The organism is Methanospirillum hungatei JF-1, assembly GCF_000013445.1.
Taxonomy (GTDB): Archaea; Halobacteriota; Methanomicrobia; order Methanomicrobiales; family Methanospirillaceae; genus Methanospirillum; species Methanospirillum hungatei.
In genome coordinates, this window is record NC_007796.1 from 1,755,320 (window position 1) to 1,774,324 (window position 19,005).

Below are 19,005 nucleotides of genomic sequence, written 5' to 3' on the forward strand. Positions count from 1 at the left end.
CGCTCAGACAAAGAGATTGAAACCCTCAGTAAGGCCATAGAAAACCATATTGCCTTAATTGTACAGTTATTTGAATTAGCGTCCCTGCAAAACTGCTTTTCTACAAAAACTCATAACAGATGGGCCACCGCCTTGGAGTATGTTAAAGGCCTTTTAATTAACCCATCAAGGTGTCATTTATCAGCAATTTCGGACAATTGTAGCATTGTAAATAATCAATCCTTCAGTCATTTTCTCTCTCAATCTCCTTGGGATCATCAAAGACTCATAGATTGGATCATCACGAATGGGTGGCATCTCATTGGAAAAAATGGTGCATTGGCCATCGATGAATGTGCCACCCCAAAGGCTGGAGATTTTTCGGTTGGTGTTAATCGCCAATATTGTGGGAATTTGGGTAAGGTTGAGAATTGTCAGGTTGCTGTCTTTATGGCCTATGTAAAGAATGGCTTTCGATTGTTACTTGACTACCGTCTTTACCTTCCTGAAAGTTGGACATCCGACCGTAACCGTTGTGATGCAGCGGGCATACCTCCGGAATTTCAATGCTTTAAAACTAAAGCGGAGTTAGCATACGAACTGATTTGTCAAGCGATTGAAGCAAAGATCAAGTTTTCTTTTGTGGCAATGGATGGATTTTATGGAAAACACCCTTGGTTACTTACCAGAATTGAGAACATAGAAGTTACGTATGTTGCCAATATTGGTTCGAAAGACCGCGTAATTATTGAGAAACCTCAGTATTGGATTCCTCTCAAAAAGGGTATTCGAGGAAGAAAGACATCACTCATAAAAATCCTTAACACGGTTCCAGTTCGTGTGGAAGAGATAAAAAAACAATAGATCGGTGGAGAGTAGTACGAATTAGAGAGTCGACTGATGGATTTCTCGAATTAAATTTTGCAGCCATCAGGGTTTGGAGGATTGATAAAGATGTAAATGAACCGATCCCCGTTTGGCTCCTTATACGTAAAGATCTCGATGATTCAAATGTCAAATATTCATTATGCAACGCTTCCTCTCTCTGTACCTTGAGTAAACTAGCAAGAATGCAGAGTGAGAGGTATTGATTGAACGATCATTTCAAGATGCGATTGATCTTGCTGGGATGGCCGATTATCAGGTAAGAAACTGGGATGCATGGCATCATCACATGGCTCTGGTATTATTAGCAATGCTATGGATTACAAAAGAACAGAAACATTTTCTCAGCGTTAAGAAGAGCATAACACCTCATGATGCTGTGAAAATAATCCAGACCTTGATACCATTAAAGATTAAAACTTCTTTGAAAACGGCTAAAATAATTATCCGAAATCATAGGAATAGAAAAAGTTCTCGCAGATCGAAAATGAAGAAAAAGAACGGACCTCTCATCTGTTAGTACATCGAAGCCAGGTGTGTGTGTGCTGATCAACCAAACATAGCTCCCGGCTTCGCAATATTCTCTAATTTTCTAATCATTTAGCACTTCTGATCCATACTTCTTTTGTAATATCGGAAAATTCGGTAAATAAGATTCATTCAAATTGAAAGTTACCTCTAAATTTATCTCCTTACTCAAAAATCAACCTACTGCCGCGAGTGAACTTGACATTTTAGAGTTATTTATTGAGCGCCAAAATGGAACTGATAGAAATTGGAATTCTAGAGAAGTCAGAAAAACACTTTGTTTCTCTAAATAACGAGAAGAACATGATTCGATGACATTTTTTCATTGTATAGCTACAACTTGTGCTGGCCTATTCGGACACTTCGAATTCAAGATAACTGGAGTGAAGTATCTTCACAGAGAACACCTGCTATGGCAGCTGGTCTAATTGATCATGTATGGTCAATAAGAGAATGGATTAGCTTTCCAGTTGTATAATGTTCTTAGATCACCACCATTCATTTCGAATTTAACAAAAAGGACAAATTACAGAGAGCCTCTTCCGGATGAAATTAGGAGGTGGTTAACCAGTTATTGGTACGAAGTTACCAATGATAATTTTTTCGGGATGCACTCCTTCCAAATTCCCAGTTGTTTCCAAACCTTACCTCTCATCGCACGAGATAAAAGAACATCTCTGCTACTCACCACCTACCCCGACCAGAACATGCCGGTTTCGGGGGCCGTCAAACTCGCAAAAGTAAATACCCTGCCAGGTCCCCAGAGCCAACCGGCCATCTATCACCGGTATCGTGAGAGAAAAACCCATCAGGGAGGCCTTGATATGGGCATCGGAGTTCCCTTCTGCGTGACGGTAATCACCGACAGGCGGAACCAGCCGGGCAAGACCGGCAAGTATGTCACGAACAACGTCAGGATCTGCATTCTCGTTGATGGTAAGACCTGCTGTCGTGTGCTGGGTAAATACAAAACAGGTTCCATTCTGCACTCCGGTTCTCCGGACTTCCTCTGAAATTCTATCGGTAATATCAATGAACTGTGTTCTTGAACCGGTACTGACGTCAATTTTTATCCACTTCACCCATATCGCCTCATCTGTCTTTCAGTGTCTGTGATGTATACTTCCATCGTATTATCTGATTCGATCAGGAATAAGACAGTATGTAATTACTCATCATCCTGTCATTTTACAAAATTTTCAAGAGAAAAGAAATAATAGCGTGTAATTACTCGAATAGCGTGGGTTTTCATGTTTCCATGATATCCTCATCATCCTTATGACTCTGAATTAACGTGCGATAACTACAACCACCAAGGGAAGACATTGACAAAATTCCAACCCGAAACACCCAATACGTATTCAGCTGATAAAAACCCATCAGTACATATAATGATTGAGTTAAATAAAAAAATCAAATACATTATCTATGATTAAAGCAAACATTATATCTCTCATTTTGACTATGCAGGAAAAAAGACCAAACAAAGTTCTTGGATATCGGAATGATATTCATGGAGAACCAACTCAAACTCTCATCGGATCGGACGATAATGAAAGATCTATTATATTCTGTCTGAAATCAGGAGATTCGACCATCATCACATCCCGGGATCTGAATATCAGCAATAACCCATTTACTCCATGTGATGAATCAGTACATCAAAAAATATTCAGGAATATGAAAAAACATCCGGATATCTATGTGAAATTTTTTACTCTCCTAAACGAAAAAATTCCCCGGTGAATTTTATTCTGATCTCCTTTTTTTTCAGATAATCAGAAATCAATGCAATAATATCAGTATTCATGAGACGATACCGAATCTCGCATATCGTCTTGGAATATTCTCAATTGAATGGAGACGATTTCATTCCTCCTTCGAATACAATACATATTCATGAAAAACCGATTTTGGATAAATAAGAGAATATCCATGCCTTATCTGAAGAATGTACAAATTTAGATAGAGATCTTTCTGAACAAATAAGCACCGATCACCGTCATAGCACAGGCAAATCCTCCGATAACGATAAAACACAGAACCGGATTTATCTGACTGACTCCCGTAAGGCCATACCGGATCCCCTCAACACCGTACGTCAGGGGATCGCATGTTGTTATTGGTAAAAGCCAGTTGGGTAGAGAACTAATTGGAAACAAGGCCCCGGACAGACCGAATATCGGAAAGATGACAAAGTTCATGATAAGCTGAAAACCAGTCATATCCTCCATTCTGGAAGCTATTGCTATCCCAAAGGCGGTAAATGAGATCCCGATGAGCACCATAAACCCCAGTGCGATGAGAAAACCGGAGACACTCTGCACCTGTAACCCCAGAAAGAGTGAGATGACCATGATCATAATCCCCTGAATAACCGCTGTCGTTGCACCGCCAAACGTCTGCCCAAGCATGATCTCCATCCTGGTTACCGGGGCGATAAGGGTCTCTTTAAGAAAACCAAACTGTTTGTCCCAGATGATCTGAATCCCGGAAAAGACCGATGTGAAGAGGACACTCATGGCAACCATACCGGGGATGAGAAACTGGATATAATTCTCCCCAAACCCGGGAATACTCACAACTGAATTCAGGCCAAATCCAAGGAAGAGCAGGAAGAAGAGGGGCATGCTGATACTCCCGATAATCCGGCTTTTTGACCGGATATACCGTTTCATGCTCCGGAGCCAGATAGTATAGATGATATCCATATTAGTGCCTCCTCATTTTGAACTGTCGTCGCATCATCTCTTTCTTGTCACTCTCCTGCTCCCGTATCGTCTTCCCGGTAAAGGCGAGGAACACATCCTCAAGCGTTGGTTTGTGAACCGATACAGAGTGAATCGGGATCTGATGCTGACTGAGAAGAGTGATGATATCGCTGATATGCTGCTCGGCATTGTGCAGATGTATCCGGACTTCATCATTATGCAGTTCTACCTGATCTATCCAGGATCCGGTCAGGACCTGTGCGACCGTGTCATAATCAGGAGTCTGAATGGTGATAATATCTCCGCCGATTCCATCTTTCAGGTTTTGCGGACTATCAAGTGCAATGATAGTCCCATGATCGATGATTGCAATCCGGTCGCAGAGCCGGTCTGCCTCTTCCATATAATGGGTGGTAAGAATGATCGTGATGTTCTTTTCTTTACTTAATGTCGCGATATACTTCCAGAGATGGTTCCTGGTCTGGGGATCGAGGCCCAGCGTTGGTTCATCAAGGAAGAGAACAGACGGATGATGGAGCAGACCCCGGGCTATCTCAAGCCTTCTCCGCATTCCACCGGAGAATGTCTTCACAAGATCATCCTTCCGGTCATGAAGTTCTACCAGCTGGAGCAGTTCATCTATCCGCTGTCTCCTGATCTCAGGAGGGAGGCGATAGAGCCGGCCATGGAAATCCATGTTCTCCCTTGCGGTGAGTTCCTCATCCAGGCTCTGATCCTGAAATACTATCCCGATGGCTTTTCTGACACCATCTTCATCCTTTTGAATATCCCTTCCCTGAACGGCTGCAAAGCCGGATGTCGGTTTCTGCATGGTTGAAAGCATGGAGAGCGTCGTTGTTTTTCCTGCTCCGTTCGGTCCAAGAAGGCCGAATATCTCTCCCTGCGTTATCTCGAAGGAGATATGATTTACCGCAGTAAGATCAGAGAATGTTTTTGTCAGGTCGGTTACCTGAATGGCAATGGTCATGATATGGTATCCTGATGTTAACAGTTTATAGCAATATTTCAGGTTTTAAGACTTGATTGATTATTCATAATCAATACATAGAGATTTAGGCCTCTTTCATCGAATTTTTAATCGTTTCATTAATTCGGTTGATTTTCACTCCGATTCTCTCAAGTATCCGGACATATGGGGCCAGTTTTTCTTCTGCAAGGTCCTCCAGGTAGGAAAGATTACTGTCTATCTCGGTCAGAATACTTTCAATTGAACCTGCTTTATCCCATCCCTCTGCTTTAAACATGCTGATCTCTTCAAATCCTGCATCTGTCAGTTCGTATTTTCGATCTACTCTCTTTACTATCAGATTATCATCCACGGCCTTACTGAGGAGTGGGTAGATTGAACCGGGTGACGGTTTCCAGTGACCATGACTCATCATGTCTATCGTATCCATGAGTTCAGCTCCGTTCTTTGGCCCTTCACTTAATATATAGAGGACGAGTAATTTGAGCCCCCCATATCCCCTGAAGTGCCCAAGACGGTGAAATTTCCTCATGAATGCCCTCATATCTTCACGATTGTCTCGCATACGTGTTACCAGCTCCCGGAATAACAGATATCGGTTAGTCGATATCGACAATACGATATATGATGTTACACTATAAAAATATATCGTATTCAGAAACAAAGGGAGAAAAAAAAGCGGAAGGAGAAATGAAATCTCTTCTTTGATTACAAAAAAAAGAAACGAAATTATTAGGTTATTGACTGACAATTACAGCCTTCGGTAGTATACCAACGATAGACCATTTCAAACCCATTGATGATCTCATCAGTCCCTTCAAGTCCCACCGGACCGAAAAAGATAACCGGCGTATTCATCATGCTTCGATTGTGTTGAATGTATAGTTCACTCATCATTACCTCCGATTCTGGTCCGGCTGAAAGATTTACCATTTCAACCTTAACAACAGGATGGTCGGATATGTATTTCTCAAGATATTCATGAACAGGAATGCAGGGACCACATTCGGGATCATAAAAGAAAACTACCGGTGCTGAATTATTTGCAGGCTTTGTTGTGTTTACCATTTCATACAGATCATCGATAGTGAGTTCTGATCCATCTTCAGCAAAAATGGTTGCATTCACCGGCAGTATCAATATACTCATTACCATGAACAGAATTGCAAATATCTTTTGATTGGGGCCGAAATATTTCTTCATAAACAAATCACAGTCCCTATGACATATAAAAATAGTTATGTACTGATTCCATTATTTTCCTTCTGTAAATATCCTGAATTGATCAGTATTCATAACCGTGCAATCCACATAGATGTTATGGAAGAGAAGATATTTCATATTATGAGAGAGTTGTTATACCTAATACAGAGGAAAGCAGGTAAAATTTTGAATTAGGGTCAGCTCACACAAAAAACTTACAATATGAGCAATTATTAAATTGTATCCGGGACCTATACCTCGGTCGGAAAAAAGAGACAGATCCAGAAGGATCTCCTGTAAAAGCTCACAGATCCTGCGGAGTGAGAAGAGCGGTGTCATCGAACCACATCTCCATGCACTCCTTCAGATGGCAAACCAAAATAATGAAACGGTCCGCTGGTGTTCATACCAACGGAGCAACTGGCTGATCCCCGGACATCTGAAATACCGGTGATGGCAGAGAGATATCAAGGGCCTCGTGTAACACCTCATCAACCGTCCCAACCAGGATAAAGGTCAGTTCATCCCTCACATCCGCAGGAATATCAGCCAGATCACGCTCATTCTCCTTTGGAAGAATAATTCTCGTTATCCCGGCACGATGAGCAGCAAGCACCTTCTCCCGAATCCCTCCTACCGGTAAGACTGACCCGCTCAAAGTCACCTCACCGGTCATGGCAAGGCGGGAATCCACCGTCTTCCCGGTGAAAAGAGAGACGAGAGCAGTAAACAGGGTGACACCCGCCGAAGGGCCGTCTTTCGGAGTTGCACCGGAGGGGACATGAATGTGGACATCACTTGCCATGAAATCGATATGGAGAGGACTATGGGCAAACCTGGAGCGGATAAGGCTCATCGAGATGTTTGCCGACTCTTTCATCACATCCCCCAGTTGTCCGGTGAGCGTAAGTTTTCCGGTGCCGGGCATGAACGTCCCTTCAATAAAGAGGATATCTCCCCCGACTGGAGTCCAGGCAAGACCGGTTGCGACTCCAGGAGCCAGAGCCTTCTTTGCAACCTCATGCCGGTGCACCTCCTTCCCCAGGATCTTCGGAATCTGATCAGATGATATCACAACCGGAGGGGTCCATGTTTCAGAGACAATCTTCTCTGATACATACCTGGATATACGGTCTATCTGTTTTTTCAGACCACGGACACCTGCTTCATGGGTATACTTGTCTATGACCAGGCGGAGTGCATCATCATCCACCGTTAAAACCTCGGCGCTGAGCCCGTGTTCACCCAAAGATTTCGGAATGAGGTGCTCTTTTCCGATGGAGAACATCTCCAGTTTTGTATACCCCGGAATCTCAATAAGTTCCATCCGGTCAAGAAGCGGACCGGGTATGGTAGCCAGGGTATTTGCCGTTGCTATGAAGAATACGTCAGATAAATCATACGGGACTTCAAGATAATGGTCGGAGAATGTACTGTTCTGTTCAGGATCTAAAACCTCAAGAAGAGCACTTGCCGGGTCTCCTGAGTATGAAGATGACAATTTATCTATCTCATCAAGGACAAAGACTGGATTTTTCGCCCCTGCTCTCCTGATACCCTGAATTATCCGACCGGGAAGGGCACCGACATACGTTCGCCGATGTCCCCGGATCTCTGCCTCATCCTTCACACCGCCCAGGCTTATTCGGACATATTTTCTACCAAGAGCATCGGCAATACTCTTTCCAAGACTTGTCTTGCCGGTCCCCGGTGGTCCTGCGAGGAGGAGGATGGAGCCCTGCTTGTCATGCTTGAGTTTCATAACTGCAAGGTGCTCAATAATACGGTCTTTGACCTTTTCGAGTCCGTAATGGTTCCTCTCCAATATGCGCCTGGTTTCTCTGATGTCAATACCCGTGGGTTTTGTTGTTACCCAGGGAAGATCGAGCAGGAGATCCAGGTAATTTCGGATAACCGGACTCTCATGCCCCTGATTTCCGCTGGACTCAAGTTTTTTCACTTCTGCTAGGGCTTTTTTCTTTACCTCATCAGGCATTGATGACTGCATGACCCGGTCACGGTACCCGGCATCTTCCGGTGAAGAGCCATTCAGATCTCCCAATTCTTCCTGCATCGCCCGAATCTGTTCACGAAGCATAGCCTCACGATTACTTCTTGCAGACTTCTCTGATACCTTCTTCGTCATCTCAATCCGGAGACTGATATTCTCCTTGCAATCAATAAGAATTCCAAGGAACATGAGATACCTGGTACGGAGCGAGTCAGCCTCAAGGATCTTTTGCTTCTTTTCTACCGGGACTGGTAAGAATGGCATGATGAACCCCATGAGCTGATCTATAGACTCCATCTGACCGGCCGGTCCGATTATATGGTCCGAACCCTGGAAGACATGCCCAATATCAAAGATCGTCTTCTTGATCTCATCGAGTAGTTCCCTCTGCCCCTGTTCATCAATATCCTGAATGTTCGGAATCACCGTACAGGTAGCATACAACCGGTCACCGTTGGGAATGACCGTATCTATCCGTACCCGGTCAAGGGCATGAACCCCAAGGAGGTACCCCTCACCTGTTTTATGGATAAATGAGACTTCAAGAAGGTTTCCAATTGAATACAGATTTTCTTCAGTGAGATTGGAAGGATCAGTCTCACTATGCACCGACACTCCGATCAGATGAACAGTATCAGGACGGCTTAACTCATTGATAAGTACTGTTCCGGTCTCTTCATCCACCAGAATTTTCGTCCTCGTATGGGGGAAAATTACTGTGTTGATGAGAGGGAGGAGATAATTCTCATGCTGATTTTGTGAAATTTTAGAATCTTGTGTAGTCATGGTTTTGTTTAGTTTGTTTTTGCCTAACTATTCAGTCTGATAAAAAAATTTACCTGACTTTTTTCAGGAGTGTGATAAGGAGCTCAATCTCCTGATCATCCAGTGAAGCAATGACCCGGTCAATAACCTTCTGCAGGGCTTTTTCTTCAGCACGGGCAATCATTGCTCCTTTGTCGGTAAGCCGGATATACTGAATCCTCCCGTCATAAGGACAGGATTCCCGGTACACACAATCCATCCGGCTCAGTTTATGGATCATGCCGGTGATCGTTGGTTTGGAGTTTTGTGTAATTTCAGCAAGTTCTGAAAAGGTTACATCCTTATGTTCGTCAATGAGCTTCAGATAGGCGATCTGCTTTATCGTGATATCTGAAAGACAGCATTCAGAGAAGATCCCACAGGAGCATTCAGCTTTCAGCCTGATCAGGTGATCAAATATCCGGAAGAGGTGCTCATGAGGATCATCCATAGTGCAGTACCAGTTAGTTAGGTTTTACCAAACTATAAAATTTGTGCACTACCATTCTATCAGACAGCAATGAACTCCGCTCCCTATGATCAACAAACCAAAACTTTTTGATTACTCTGGACATTTATCCCCCTGGTAGAGAATTATGAAGGTAGGAATAAGTCGAGTAAAATTACTCTTCATTCTGGTTATCGGATGCTTGTGTGTAATCGGATGTTGTGCGCAACCAATGGAAGAACCTCAACCAGGTATGATGAATCCCATACCTGGAGAGGAGAGAATAGATCCGGAACTTATGAACCTCCAGATGATACCCGGACAGATAATCAATGAAAATCCTGAAGGAAAGCCACAGGGAGAGTTTCAGGAGCAGCCCCAGGATTCCATGTATGGCAAAGGAGGGAGCATTCTGGGAGGATCTCCGGGAACATACATCCTTATTACCGGAGTAAAGGGTACCTGCACCGCTGCGAGTCATAAAAACTGGAATGATGTCATGAGTTATGCCTTCCATGCTGGTGAGAACCCTGAAGATGAAAAGATATTCGGGGAGGAACACCTGACAATAACCAAACAAGTCGACTCGGCAACTCCAGCGATCTTCAACACATTCAAGAGCGGGGGGCAGATTAGTACCGTTTGGATGGAAATTGCCGGGACCAATAACATTCTTGCAGCAGTAGTCATGAAAAATGCACGGATTACCGGGTATTCATCCACCGGTGATGCAGCTCAGATTCCAATCGAGACTATCACCTTCACCAGTGGCGATGTAACATGGAATGTTCCCCAGATAAGCAGTGAAGGAATTCAAAAATAATATTTTATTCTAATTTTATCGGAACATCGAAGCTGGCCGATCCAAGTGGATTCACCCCATGCATCGGTGCGTTCGTTTTCACCGGTCCCGGATCATCGATCTGCTGTCCATCACCCAGCCAGTCACCGTCAATATCCTCTTCTGCCATGGATGCCCAGGGCCACTGGGTACCTGTGTTGTCTTCACTCATCGGATCCGAATACAGCAGATGGCAATGATACTCACCTTCTTCCAGCGAACCATCGAATGCATTACAGACATAACAGCTCCAATATGAAGCCCTGAACCGCCTGCCATTATCAAATGAATACCCGGTAAACCCAACATTCCATGATTTACACCGGTTCTCATCCGGATTTGAAATCTCTCCCCTGATAAGATGGATATACCCGTTATCATCAATGACCTTACTCTGGAGCATCATTCTGGCCAGTTCTGTCTCCCTTCCAGCCTCCTTGAACAACTTTTCCTGCGTTGAGGGATCAGCAATATCTTTAAGGTTTAAGGCAATCTGATCAACAGTTGTCCCAAGATATCTCCTCTTCTCCCGGATGGTAATCGTGAAAGGAACACCGGCAGCATTGATATAGCTTCCCTGCAGGTTACAATCCGAATTTCTGGTCAATTCAATATACGGGGGCCAGTCGATCCGGTACTTGTCAGTATTCCCAAACAACCAGTCTCCTTCCTTCATACTGCCGTTAAGAGCTTTTCCCCCATAGACCTGCCCTTGTGAATCAGAGTAGGTATCACAGGCTTCAGAGTAACTATCCGGTACATACTCCCCGTACTGGTCCATGACACCGCCCATGGGATCTACATACTGACCGTACTGATCAAAAAATCCTCCGAAAGTATCATAATCCCGTCCGGTCACCGGATCATAGGATGGAGATGCCCCATATACCGGTAAAATAAGCAGGGATATAATCAGAATGAGGATCACGACGGATGGAAAAATCCAATATCTTCTCATGATAATCATCTGATACTCGTAAGGCTTAGGGGAAAATATTTGTCCTATCCTGATCGGTATGAGCATGGAGATGTAAATGGAATATCGGTACCTCATTCAGGGAATAATCGCAACATGTGTCGGAATTCTTCTTTGGCTGCTGTCTGATAGCATATCATTCCTTGCGCCGTTTCCTCTCTATGCAGGAGTATTACTGACGATAGAGGCTGTTGCACAAACACAAAAAAAGCTTAATATAAATTATTAAAGCTTAATTATATATATTATTAAGATCAATATATTATATGTCTCATCGCTATAACATGATTAGAGGATATGGTAATGAACAACAATTTTTACTCCCTGTCAATGCGATGGACTGGCTATCTGAAAATGATATTACTTATGGCATATTAGAAATTCTTTCGATTCTCGATATTAGTCCATTTATTAATAAATATCGTGACGATGGTCGCGGTTCTGCCTTTTTTGATCCTCGTTCAATGCTTGGAATAATAATTTATTCAATGATTCGTGGAGAAAAATCTAGCAGAAAAATTGAGATGTGCTGCCATTATGATATTGGATATCGGATCGTCGCCAATAATCTTACACCTGACCATACAACGATCTATCGTTTCAAGAAGAATAATTCAAAAGAAATCAAATCCCTTTTTAAACAATTATCTCAAATTATCGTAGAATCCGGGATAGCAAGAATCGGTGTCCTAGCCCTCGATGGATCAAAATTTGGCTGTAATGCCTCTTTATCAGCCAATAAAAAATTAAAATACCTTGAAGCAGAGCTAGGTCGGCTTTTTGATGAATCACAGGAAATTGATGAGTTAGAAAACGATGATATAAATATTCAGGATATGGAGATTAACCGACTACCTGAGCATCTTTCAACAAAAGAAAAACGAAAGGAAGTTCTTAATCGGGCTAAAGAGAAATTAATTGAACGACATGATATCGAATCTAAAAAACAAGAAGAAAAGATTCTGGACCGCGAAAAAGAAGAATTAGAATCGGGTAAAAAGAAACGAGGTAGAAAGCCTTTAGAGCCTAAAAAAGAGCCATCTTCAGATTCAAAAGTAAATCTCACTGATCCTGAAAGTCAGATAATGTCAACCACCAATGGCTGGATTCAAGGGTATAATGGGCAGATTATCGTTTCTGAAAATCAATTTATCCTCGCTGCAATGATATCAGATGAGCAAAACGATAAAAAATTATTAATACCTATGCTAAATGAACTCGAAGACCTTTTTACGGGTATTCATCCATCAATTTCGCCTAATATACTACTATCTGATGCAGGTTATTTCTCATACCCGAATTCTTTAGCAGAATTGGATTATGGCATTCAACTCATCATCCCTCCTTCTAAAGAAAGAAAAATTCCAGAATATTCAGATAATGATGGGTATATCTCACGAATGGAAATGATATGTCGGGCGATTTGTATGGGAGAAATAATCACATTTCCGGAATTGCAAAGTATCGGGACGTTTGTTTGGCAATCTTTTATGAACAGAGAGAAACAAGCAACAACTCAGGAAATTTGTAAACGAGTTATGGAAGTACGTGTGAAATCCCCCACTGGTAGAGAGTTATATCGAAAACGAAAATACATGGTCGAACCAGTTTTTGGTAATATGAAACATAATATGAGGTTTAGGAGTTTCTCTCAAAAAGGGAAAGAGAATTGCGAGGGAGAATTCTTTTTAGCTGCATTAGTGCATAATATAAAAAAACTTATCAGATTTGAGGGTATAGTTAAAATTAAAGAATTTGCTACGAATATTATAAAACCGTCAAGAGGTTCAGGTTTTTCCTATATTTTTGCAAACACAGTATGTAAAGTGGGAATTGATACATGCAGGTTCATACATCAATTAGTCTATTTTGGTTGATAGCTTAAGGGGTAGAGATCGATCATTTGTGATCCTGCATGATATTGATCATTGGTGCAACACCCTCGATAGCCGGCATAATTACCATCATAGTCGGGACGGCTGTTCAGTTGCTCAAAAAATAGAGACAGGGGGTTCTTTTCAGACAGGATTCAGACACGCACGAATCATCTTTTCGAGATCATCGAGATCATAGAAAATAATCGTCTCATCCTCCTGGTAGGGGACGCATGAACGGCCGATAACACAATAGATCTCCTTTCGATATGAAGTACCCCATTTTACGAGAACAGCTTTCTTTTTCAAACTCTGGACTATTTTTTCAACATGAACATTATCCTGCCATTTACACTCACAGAAGAGGATTGTATCTGATTTTGGATCAACGGCTACGAGATCGATCTCCTGCTCCTTATACCACCATCGCCCGATATCTGAAAACCTGACTGGAAAAAGACCCTGTGAGTTGAAAAGATAAAATACATCCAGAATGATCTCCTCAAATCTGCGCCCGATATACTGTGATAATTGAGGGGCAATATTCTCACGATATACATATTTTGATTCGCCCATTTCTATCTCTTTTCGATATGGGTATACAAACCGGAACCAGAAAGAAAACAGATTGTCGTTAAGGAGATAAACCCCCTTTCGACTCACAGATCCGGACAATACGGGAGTTTCTCTTCGTATTAACTGTAAGTCTGCAAGGGTTGCAAGATACTTGGAAACCAGGCCCTTTTCAAGACCACAATCATTGGCAATGAGCCCTATTGTCGTATTGCCACTTGCTATTGAGAGGAGGATTGAATAATAATATCTGGGCTCTTTCAGTTCCATACGAAGAACAAACTCTACATCCCGATAGAGGAATGCATCTTCCATAAGCAGGTTCTCACATACGATCTCTTCAAGATCCAGGAAGGGTTCATCAATGAGACAATACGCGGGCGTTCCTCCAAAAATTGCATAGAGTATTATCGCGGTTCGCAGATCATTCACATACGGATAAAAATCAATGAACCGAAATGGTTTGAGTAATATCTGCCCGGTCCTTCTCCCATAAAGCGGGCTTTTGTACTGCATGAGTTGAGACTCAACAAGCCCGATACTTGAACCTGATAATATCAGATAGAGGTGAGTCTTTCCAAGAGCGGTATCCCAGTAGTACTGTAGAAGAGAAGGAAGTGACGAATCCTCCTGAACAAGGTATGGAAATTCATCAATTGCAATAACAACACGCTTATCGCCACGTTTTGTAAGATATACAAAAAATGCATCCCAGTCAGGAAATGGTGCATGGAGGAGATAATCATCCTGAAAAAAACCTGCCAATTCGGAGGAGATCCGTTTTAACTGCAGATGTTTTGACTCCTCCCTGGCCAGGAGCCGAATTCCCCCTACCTGACTGATGAACTGATCAGTAAGTTCGCTCTTTCCAACCCGCCGTCTTCCATACAAGATTACAAGTTCTGCCTTCTCACTATGAAACCTCCGGATGAGAGCTGATAATTCTGTTTTCCGATCTATGAACATACTTTAAAGTAGTCTACTTGAAAGTATAATAATATCGATAGTTCCTAAATCGCAATAAAAAAGATTAAGGTTATGATTCAACTGTAAATGCTATTGCTTTCTTGTATACCGATGAAACCCCGTCATTGTTAATAACACAGAGATCCAGTTTCCCTGATTTGACTTCATCTGATAGTGGAGCATCGATCTTCACCCGGATCTTTATAGTATTGTGGGTCAAGACCGGTTTTGGCTGATATGAGAACCAGGTCAGACTATCGCCGGCAAGAAGGACCTCACATGGCTCCATGAACTCCCTTCCGGTTATGGTCACATCGCTGGCTTTGTCAGGAGTAAGGACCGGAGCCTCTACCGATATGATAACAGGTGGAATCTGCTTTCCCGTGATCTCGAATGGAACAGTTGCCTTTCCGGTCTTCGTGGTAATGACAAGGTTCCAGGTTCCCTGCTCTGCATCTGACGGAATGTCAATCATTACGACGCCATACTTCTGGTTTTCGGTAAAGCAGTAATTGTACGCCTCAATACCGACGTTGTCTTTCACCAGCGTGACATATACCGGGGATGAAAAATGATCACCATAGATCTTAATTCCCATGGTATTGCCAGCCCCGCCGGAATATGGGTAGATGCTGGTGACATGAATCCCCCGCTCATTGACGATCTTCTCACTCATGCCGGCAAACCGGGGATCTGATACCGGTTCTTCCGGGGTTTGCTTAGGAGGGACCTCCGGAGTCGGCGTGATTTCAGGGGTGAGGGGAATATCAACGGATGCATTCAGGTCATCTTCCGGGAACGGCTTTGACCCGTTCAGGACTGTAATATTGACCACACCGGTTCGCATATCAGACCCTGCACCGGCCCTGATTGAGTACACACCAGGCTGCACGGTTTCAGGGATGGGGACCATTACGGATCTCCTGGTGCTTCTGAGGATAAGACCAGGAACCTGTGAACCGACGCCGATTCCAAGCAGTTCAGAATCAGGGATTACCGTAAAATTTATCCGTTCACCTAAGAGTTTGACTGTATCAAGGGACCAGAGCCGATCCTGAGTGTTCTTTAAAACTGCACCATCTTTCCCGGCTATGGTCATTGCCGAGACATCCAGGTTCAGGGTAAATTCAACCTCATCGCCGGGAGCCACCTCATCAGGGAAGGCAGACAGACTTCCCTTAAGGAGCATGGTGCCGCTTGGTGGAGCAGAATCACCGGTCCAGTTGGTAAATCCATGTCCAAAATTTTCAAAAAATGGCCCGTTGAAGATAATCTGCTCTTCAGAGACTGCTGCATGGGCAGAAGAGGAGAACAGAATGAGGAACAGAATCGTCAGAAAATACCGGTATACTCCATCGAATGCAGATCTCTGTGCATGAATACCCATAATTCCATCGAACATTAAAAAGGAGATTGCAAGTTCCTGAATTTATTTGTTCCTGAAAAACCGGCATATGAGTTTGGCACTAATGGCAGGCAATAGTGATCAGCCTGAATGAATACGCATTTTCCAGCTACACGCCGGATTTTGATTCATATTTCCGCTCGTACAAATCGATGGCCTGCATCCTGCCATTTGCATCGTTCGGACTCATGACAATATCATCTGCTGAAAGACCAAAATAATCAAGCGTTTCCCTGATAAGCGGGATATCCATAAACCCCTCCATATTGCCGGATGAAAGCGACACGATGATCTGGTGTAATGACTTTTCTACCATGGAGAATATCGTTTCACCGTCGTCACCATAGGAGATATCAACCCCTGATTCCTGGAGCAGGTGAATCATCGCATCCATATCGCGATCTGCCGGAGTCTTGTTGTCCAGAGCAGACTGATCTGCCATCCCTGGAGAAGAAGGAGTATCAGCGGGATCACTGTCAAGAGCAGATACCGGAACAGCGGATGCACAAAGCAGTATGATCAGGATACGTATGATAAATTTCATGTTTTGCTATATGAGAGGGAACATTTTTTACCCAATTTTTTAGTTAACCTAGTATATTAATTAATAAATAATCACGATAAGCAAAAAACCTCTTGATAATTTTGGGTCTCCAAACTGTAAACCAGGGAATTATTTTACAAACAGAACAGATCATTCATTATCTCAAGAACCCAATACCCATTCCGGAGAAGAGAGATGAAAAAAACCTATACCCTACTGCTGCCCGGAATCCTTATAGCAGCCATATTTCTCTGCGGATGCAGTGCTCTTTTTCAAGAGCCGACAGTAACCGTTGGATCTGTTGACCTTGCATACATCAATGCCACGGACCTTGGTCTTGACGTTACGCTTGATATAAAGAACCCGAATATATTCGGGGTGACGTTTCAAAAAATCACCGCCGATGTCACATATCTCAAAGATGGAAACTGGGAACCGCTCAGTCATGTTGAGACAGGAACTATTAACATCGGCACTGGTGAAAGTACGGTTCTGCTCCCGGTGTCTGCAAAGAATGCAGACCTTATTAAAGCAGGATTTCATATCCTCATTCAAGGGGAGATAACAATCCAGGTTGAGGGTATTGCACAGCCGTCCTTCTTTGGATTTGCTCCGGAGATCCCGTTCAGTAAAACGAAAACTATCCCCATCTCACTCTGATAGAGATGAGGAATCAGGTGGAAGACTCACCCTGACAATTTTTTTCCGGCAGGGGGCATCCGTTATGAAGCAGGTATTCTGATCCCCAGGCACAGAGCGACTCGAGCACAGGAATAACCGAGGTCCCAAGGGCTGTGAGGGAATATTCTACCCGTGGGGGGACTTCAGGATAGATTTTCCTGCTGATAACCCCGTCGTCCTCCAGTTCACGCAGTTGTTTTGTCAGCATCCGGGGTGATACCATCGGCAACCGCTCGGTCAGCTGGGTAAACCGAAGAGTCCCTCCTTTGAGCTGCCAGATGATGAGGGCCTTCCATTTTCCGCCAATAACGGCCAGGGCGGCCTCAACCGGACAATGATACGGACCTTTTTCATTCATGTATGGTGTTTTACTATTAATTAGAATGCAATTATTTATAATATAATTACTACCAATAGTATAGTAATGATACGTTAGGAACAATCGTGGGAACGAATAGAAAAGGTTCTTTCTTACCCCTGATGTATCCTTGTATCCAATGGAGAAAAGAATGCCAGTAATATCAATTGAAATGGGGCCGACCGCTCTGGAAAAGAAGCAGGAACTCATACAGGCACTCACCACTGCTGCTGCAAAGATCCTAACCCTCCCTGAGCAGTCATTCGTTGTTCTGATTAAGGAATATCCCCTTGATGCCATCGGTGTCGGTGGACAGTCATTGTCACACAGAATCTTATAATCGGAAGATCAGTACCAGGAAAAATCAAAACTAGATATTCACACGTCGAAAGAGTACGATTACCATGACTACAATCACCATCGATCCGTCAAAATGTAACGGATGTAAAATCTGTATGTCCCTCTGCCCCTATTGTATCCTTGAGATGAAAGAAGGAGAAAATGTCGCTTCTCCCAACCCGGATATGATACCGTTCTGCAGCAAATGCGGCCATTGCAGTGCAGTCTGCCCACAGGGAGCAATTGATGTGGATTATGAAGGGGCCGGACCAATTCCCGACTGTGCTTCTGATTCGATTCCATCATTTGGGGATCTGAGCAGACTGATGATGGTCAGGCGTTCGGTTAGGAGTTATAAAGAAAAACCAGTGCCCCGGGAGATCCTGCAAAAAATCCTCGATGTGGTCAGATATGCACCAACCGGCATGAATGGACAGTTGGTTCGCTGGCTCGTCGTTGAAAACCCTGATGAAGTTAAAAAGATTGTTGCCGGCACGGTTGAATGGGCCTGCAAACTGATGCAGACAGATATCGAACACCCGCTCAAACCGATCCTTCCGATGATCATCGATGCATGGGAACGGGGAGAGGATCATGTTTGTCATGGTGCTCCTCACCTGGTGGTTGCCTATACCCACAAACAGAATCCGATCGGGTTTATTGATGCAATTATCGCCCTTACCCACGTTGACCTTGCAGCACCGGCTCTTGGCCTTGGAACCTGCTGGGCAGGAATTGTACAGATTGCATGGAATGAATCACCAGACCTTGTTGCACGGCTCGGACTGCCGGCAGATCATATTCCGATGTATGCCATGATGATCGGATATCCACGGTACAAATTTTCCCAGATACCAAAACGGAATGCTCTGCAGGTCATCTGGAAATAAA

The 19,005-nt window shown here is 43.4% G+C and carries 20 protein-coding genes; 8 read left to right on the forward strand and 12 right to left on the reverse strand.

Annotation, left to right across the window (positions count from 1 at the left end; all coding sequences use genetic code 11):
- Positions 1-84: 84 nt before the first annotated feature.
- Both MHUN_RS07970 and MHUN_RS07975 read left to right on the forward strand, forming a co-directional pair.
- Complete coding sequence (locus MHUN_RS07970; protein WP_275039215.1) at positions 85-843, forward strand: IS701 family transposase; 759 nt, start codon at positions 85-87, stop codon at positions 841-843.
- Positions 844-1,066: 223 nt separating this feature from the next.
- Entirely contained in the window at positions 1,067-1,384 is a 318-nt protein-coding gene (locus MHUN_RS07975) for a hypothetical protein (RefSeq protein WP_048067386.1), read from the forward strand.
- A 688-nt stretch (positions 1,385-2,072) separates the two neighbouring features.
- On the opposite strand, the gene MHUN_RS07980 is transcribed toward MHUN_RS07975, so the two are convergent.
- From MHUN_RS07980 to MHUN_RS08015, 7 genes are all read right to left on the reverse strand, one after another.
- The gene (locus tag MHUN_RS07980; RefSeq protein ID WP_011448523.1) at positions 2,073-2,474 is read right to left on the reverse strand and encodes a secondary thiamine-phosphate synthase enzyme YjbQ; all 402 of its coding nucleotides are present in this window, start codon (positions 2,472-2,474) and stop codon (positions 2,073-2,075) included.
- Positions 2,475-3,353: 879 nt separating this feature from the next.
- Positions 3,354-4,103: an ABC transporter permease gene (locus tag MHUN_RS07990; RefSeq protein ID WP_011448525.1), complete on the reverse strand. Its 750-nt coding sequence runs from the start codon at positions 4,101-4,103 to the stop codon at positions 3,354-3,356.
- Between the two features lies 1 nt (position 4,104).
- Positions 4,105-5,091 carry a daunorubicin resistance protein DrrA family ABC transporter ATP-binding protein gene (locus MHUN_RS07995; protein WP_011448526.1) on the reverse strand — a complete coding sequence of 329 codons (987 nt, stop codon included), beginning with the start codon at positions 5,089-5,091 and terminating at the stop codon, positions 4,105-4,107.
- A gap of 85 nt (positions 5,092-5,176) precedes the next feature.
- Positions 5,177-5,656 carry a PadR family transcriptional regulator gene (locus MHUN_RS08000; protein ID WP_011448527.1) on the reverse strand — a complete coding sequence of 160 codons (480 nt, stop codon included), beginning with the start codon at positions 5,654-5,656 and terminating at the stop codon, positions 5,177-5,179.
- A 167-nt stretch (positions 5,657-5,823) separates the two neighbouring features.
- On the reverse strand, positions 5,824-6,240 hold the full coding sequence (locus MHUN_RS08005) for a hypothetical protein (RefSeq protein WP_143709424.1): 417 nt from the start codon (positions 6,238-6,240) through the stop codon (positions 5,824-5,826).
- 457 nt (positions 6,241-6,697) lie between these two features.
- Positions 6,698-9,091: an endopeptidase La gene (lon, locus tag MHUN_RS08010; protein ID WP_011448529.1), complete on the reverse strand. Its 2,394-nt coding sequence runs from the start codon at positions 9,089-9,091 to the stop codon at positions 6,698-6,700.
- A 49-nt stretch (positions 9,092-9,140) separates the two neighbouring features.
- A complete protein-coding gene (locus MHUN_RS08015; RefSeq protein WP_011448530.1) occupies positions 9,141-9,560 on the reverse strand; it encodes a MarR family winged helix-turn-helix transcriptional regulator in 420 nt (139 codons plus the stop codon).
- 145 nt (positions 9,561-9,705) lie between these two features.
- On the opposite strand from MHUN_RS08015, the gene MHUN_RS08020 reads away from it, so the two are divergent.
- Positions 9,706-10,380 (forward strand): type VI secretion system tube protein Hcp, encoded by a 675-nt coding sequence (locus MHUN_RS08020; protein WP_011448531.1) that lies wholly within the window; start codon positions 9,706-9,708, stop codon positions 10,378-10,380.
- Between the two features lie 4 nt (positions 10,381-10,384).
- On the opposite strand, the gene MHUN_RS08025 is transcribed toward MHUN_RS08020, so the two are convergent.
- A complete protein-coding gene (locus MHUN_RS08025; RefSeq protein ID WP_143709426.1) occupies positions 10,385-11,356 on the reverse strand; it encodes a hypothetical protein in 972 nt (323 codons plus the stop codon).
- Between the two features lie 76 nt (positions 11,357-11,432).
- Between MHUN_RS08025 and MHUN_RS18985 the strand changes: the two genes are divergently transcribed.
- Together MHUN_RS18985 and MHUN_RS08030 are read left to right on the forward strand one after the other, a co-directional pair.
- Entirely contained in the window at positions 11,433-11,603 is a 171-nt protein-coding gene (locus MHUN_RS18985) for a hypothetical protein (RefSeq protein ID WP_158498193.1), read from the forward strand.
- Between the two features lie 37 nt (positions 11,604-11,640).
- Positions 11,641-13,251: an IS1182-like element ISMhu2 family transposase gene (locus tag MHUN_RS08030; RefSeq protein WP_011447087.1), complete on the forward strand. Its 1,611-nt coding sequence runs from the start codon at positions 11,641-11,643 to the stop codon at positions 13,249-13,251.
- A 141-nt stretch (positions 13,252-13,392) separates the two neighbouring features.
- On the opposite strand, the gene MHUN_RS08035 is transcribed toward MHUN_RS08030, so the two are convergent.
- From MHUN_RS08035 to MHUN_RS08045, 3 genes are all read right to left on the reverse strand, one after another.
- Positions 13,393-14,787 (reverse strand): ATP-binding protein, encoded by a 1,395-nt coding sequence (locus MHUN_RS08035; protein WP_011448533.1) that lies wholly within the window; start codon positions 14,785-14,787, stop codon positions 13,393-13,395.
- 70 nt (positions 14,788-14,857) lie between these two features.
- The gene (locus tag MHUN_RS08040) at positions 14,858-16,189 is read right to left on the reverse strand and encodes a hypothetical protein (protein ID WP_011448534.1); all 1,332 of its coding nucleotides are present in this window, start codon (positions 16,187-16,189) and stop codon (positions 14,858-14,860) included.
- A 112-nt stretch (positions 16,190-16,301) separates the two neighbouring features.
- Positions 16,302-16,736, reverse strand: coding sequence for a hypothetical protein (locus tag MHUN_RS08045; RefSeq protein WP_011448535.1), 435 nt, complete (start codon positions 16,734-16,736; stop codon positions 16,302-16,304).
- A gap of 195 nt (positions 16,737-16,931) precedes the next feature.
- Here MHUN_RS08045 and MHUN_RS08050 point away from each other — a divergent pair, with 195 nt between their 5' ends.
- The gene (locus MHUN_RS08050) at positions 16,932-17,396 is read left to right on the forward strand and encodes an LEA type 2 family protein (protein WP_011448536.1); all 465 of its coding nucleotides are present in this window, start codon (positions 16,932-16,934) and stop codon (positions 17,394-17,396) included.
- A gap of 13 nt (positions 17,397-17,409) precedes the next feature.
- Here the strand turns inward: MHUN_RS08050 and MHUN_RS08055 are convergent, their stop codons facing one another.
- Entirely contained in the window at positions 17,410-17,775 is a 366-nt protein-coding gene (locus MHUN_RS08055) for a winged helix-turn-helix transcriptional regulator (protein ID WP_011448537.1), read from the reverse strand.
- 151 nt (positions 17,776-17,926) lie between these two features.
- Between MHUN_RS08055 and dmpI the strand changes: the two genes are divergently transcribed.
- Both dmpI and MHUN_RS08065 read left to right on the forward strand, forming a co-directional pair.
- Positions 17,927-18,115, forward strand: coding sequence for a 4-oxalocrotonate tautomerase DmpI (dmpI, locus tag MHUN_RS08060; RefSeq protein ID WP_048067904.1), 189 nt, complete (start codon positions 17,927-17,929; stop codon positions 18,113-18,115).
- Positions 18,116-18,179: 64 nt separating this feature from the next.
- Positions 18,180-19,004: a nitroreductase family protein gene (locus MHUN_RS08065; RefSeq protein WP_011448539.1), complete on the forward strand. Its 825-nt coding sequence runs from the start codon at positions 18,180-18,182 to the stop codon at positions 19,002-19,004.
- Position 19,005 lies beyond the last annotated feature (1 nt).

Coding starts and splice junctions, on each gene's coding strand:
- MHUN_RS07990 (WP_011448525.1), bottom strand. CDS start 4,103: ATGGATATCATCTATACTATCTGGCTCCGGAGCATGAAACGGTATATC.
- MHUN_RS07995 (WP_011448526.1), bottom strand. CDS start 5,091: ATGACCATTGCCATTCAGGTAACCGACCTGACAAAAACATTCTCTGAT.
- MHUN_RS08000 (WP_011448527.1), bottom strand. CDS start 5,656: ATGCGAGACAATCGTGAAGATATGAGGGCATTCATGAGGAAATTTCAC.
- MHUN_RS08005 (WP_143709424.1), bottom strand. CDS start 6,240: ATGAGTATATTGATACTGCCGGTGAATGCAACCATTTTTGCTGAAGAT.
- lon (WP_011448529.1), bottom strand. CDS start 9,091: ATGACTACACAAGATTCTAAAATTTCACAAAATCAGCATGAGAATTAT.
- MHUN_RS08015 (WP_011448530.1), bottom strand. CDS start 9,560: ATGGATGATCCTCATGAGCACCTCTTCCGGATATTTGATCACCTGATC.
- MHUN_RS08020 (WP_011448531.1), top strand. CDS start 9,706: ATGAAGGTAGGAATAAGTCGAGTAAAATTACTCTTCATTCTGGTTATC.
- MHUN_RS08025 (WP_143709426.1), bottom strand. CDS start 11,356: ATGAGAAGATATTGGATTTTTCCATCCGTCGTGATCCTCATTCTGATT.
- MHUN_RS18985 (WP_158498193.1), top strand. CDS start 11,433: ATGGAATATCGGTACCTCATTCAGGGAATAATCGCAACATGTGTCGGA.
- MHUN_RS08030 (WP_011447087.1), top strand. CDS start 11,641: ATGTCTCATCGCTATAACATGATTAGAGGATATGGTAATGAACAACAA.
- MHUN_RS08035 (WP_011448533.1), bottom strand. CDS start 14,787: ATGTTCATAGATCGGAAAACAGAATTATCAGCTCTCATCCGGAGGTTT.
- MHUN_RS08040 (WP_011448534.1), bottom strand. CDS start 16,189: ATGTTCGATGGAATTATGGGTATTCATGCACAGAGATCTGCATTCGAT.
- MHUN_RS08045 (WP_011448535.1), bottom strand. CDS start 16,736: ATGAAATTTATCATACGTATCCTGATCATACTGCTTTGTGCATCCGCT.
- MHUN_RS08050 (WP_011448536.1), top strand. CDS start 16,932: ATGAAAAAAACCTATACCCTACTGCTGCCCGGAATCCTTATAGCAGCC.
- MHUN_RS08055 (WP_011448537.1), bottom strand. CDS start 17,775: ATGAATGAAAAAGGTCCGTATCATTGTCCGGTTGAGGCCGCCCTGGCC.
- dmpI (WP_048067904.1), top strand. CDS start 17,927: ATGCCAGTAATATCAATTGAAATGGGGCCGACCGCTCTGGAAAAGAAG.
- MHUN_RS08065 (WP_011448539.1), top strand. CDS start 18,180: ATGACTACAATCACCATCGATCCGTCAAAATGTAACGGATGTAAAATC.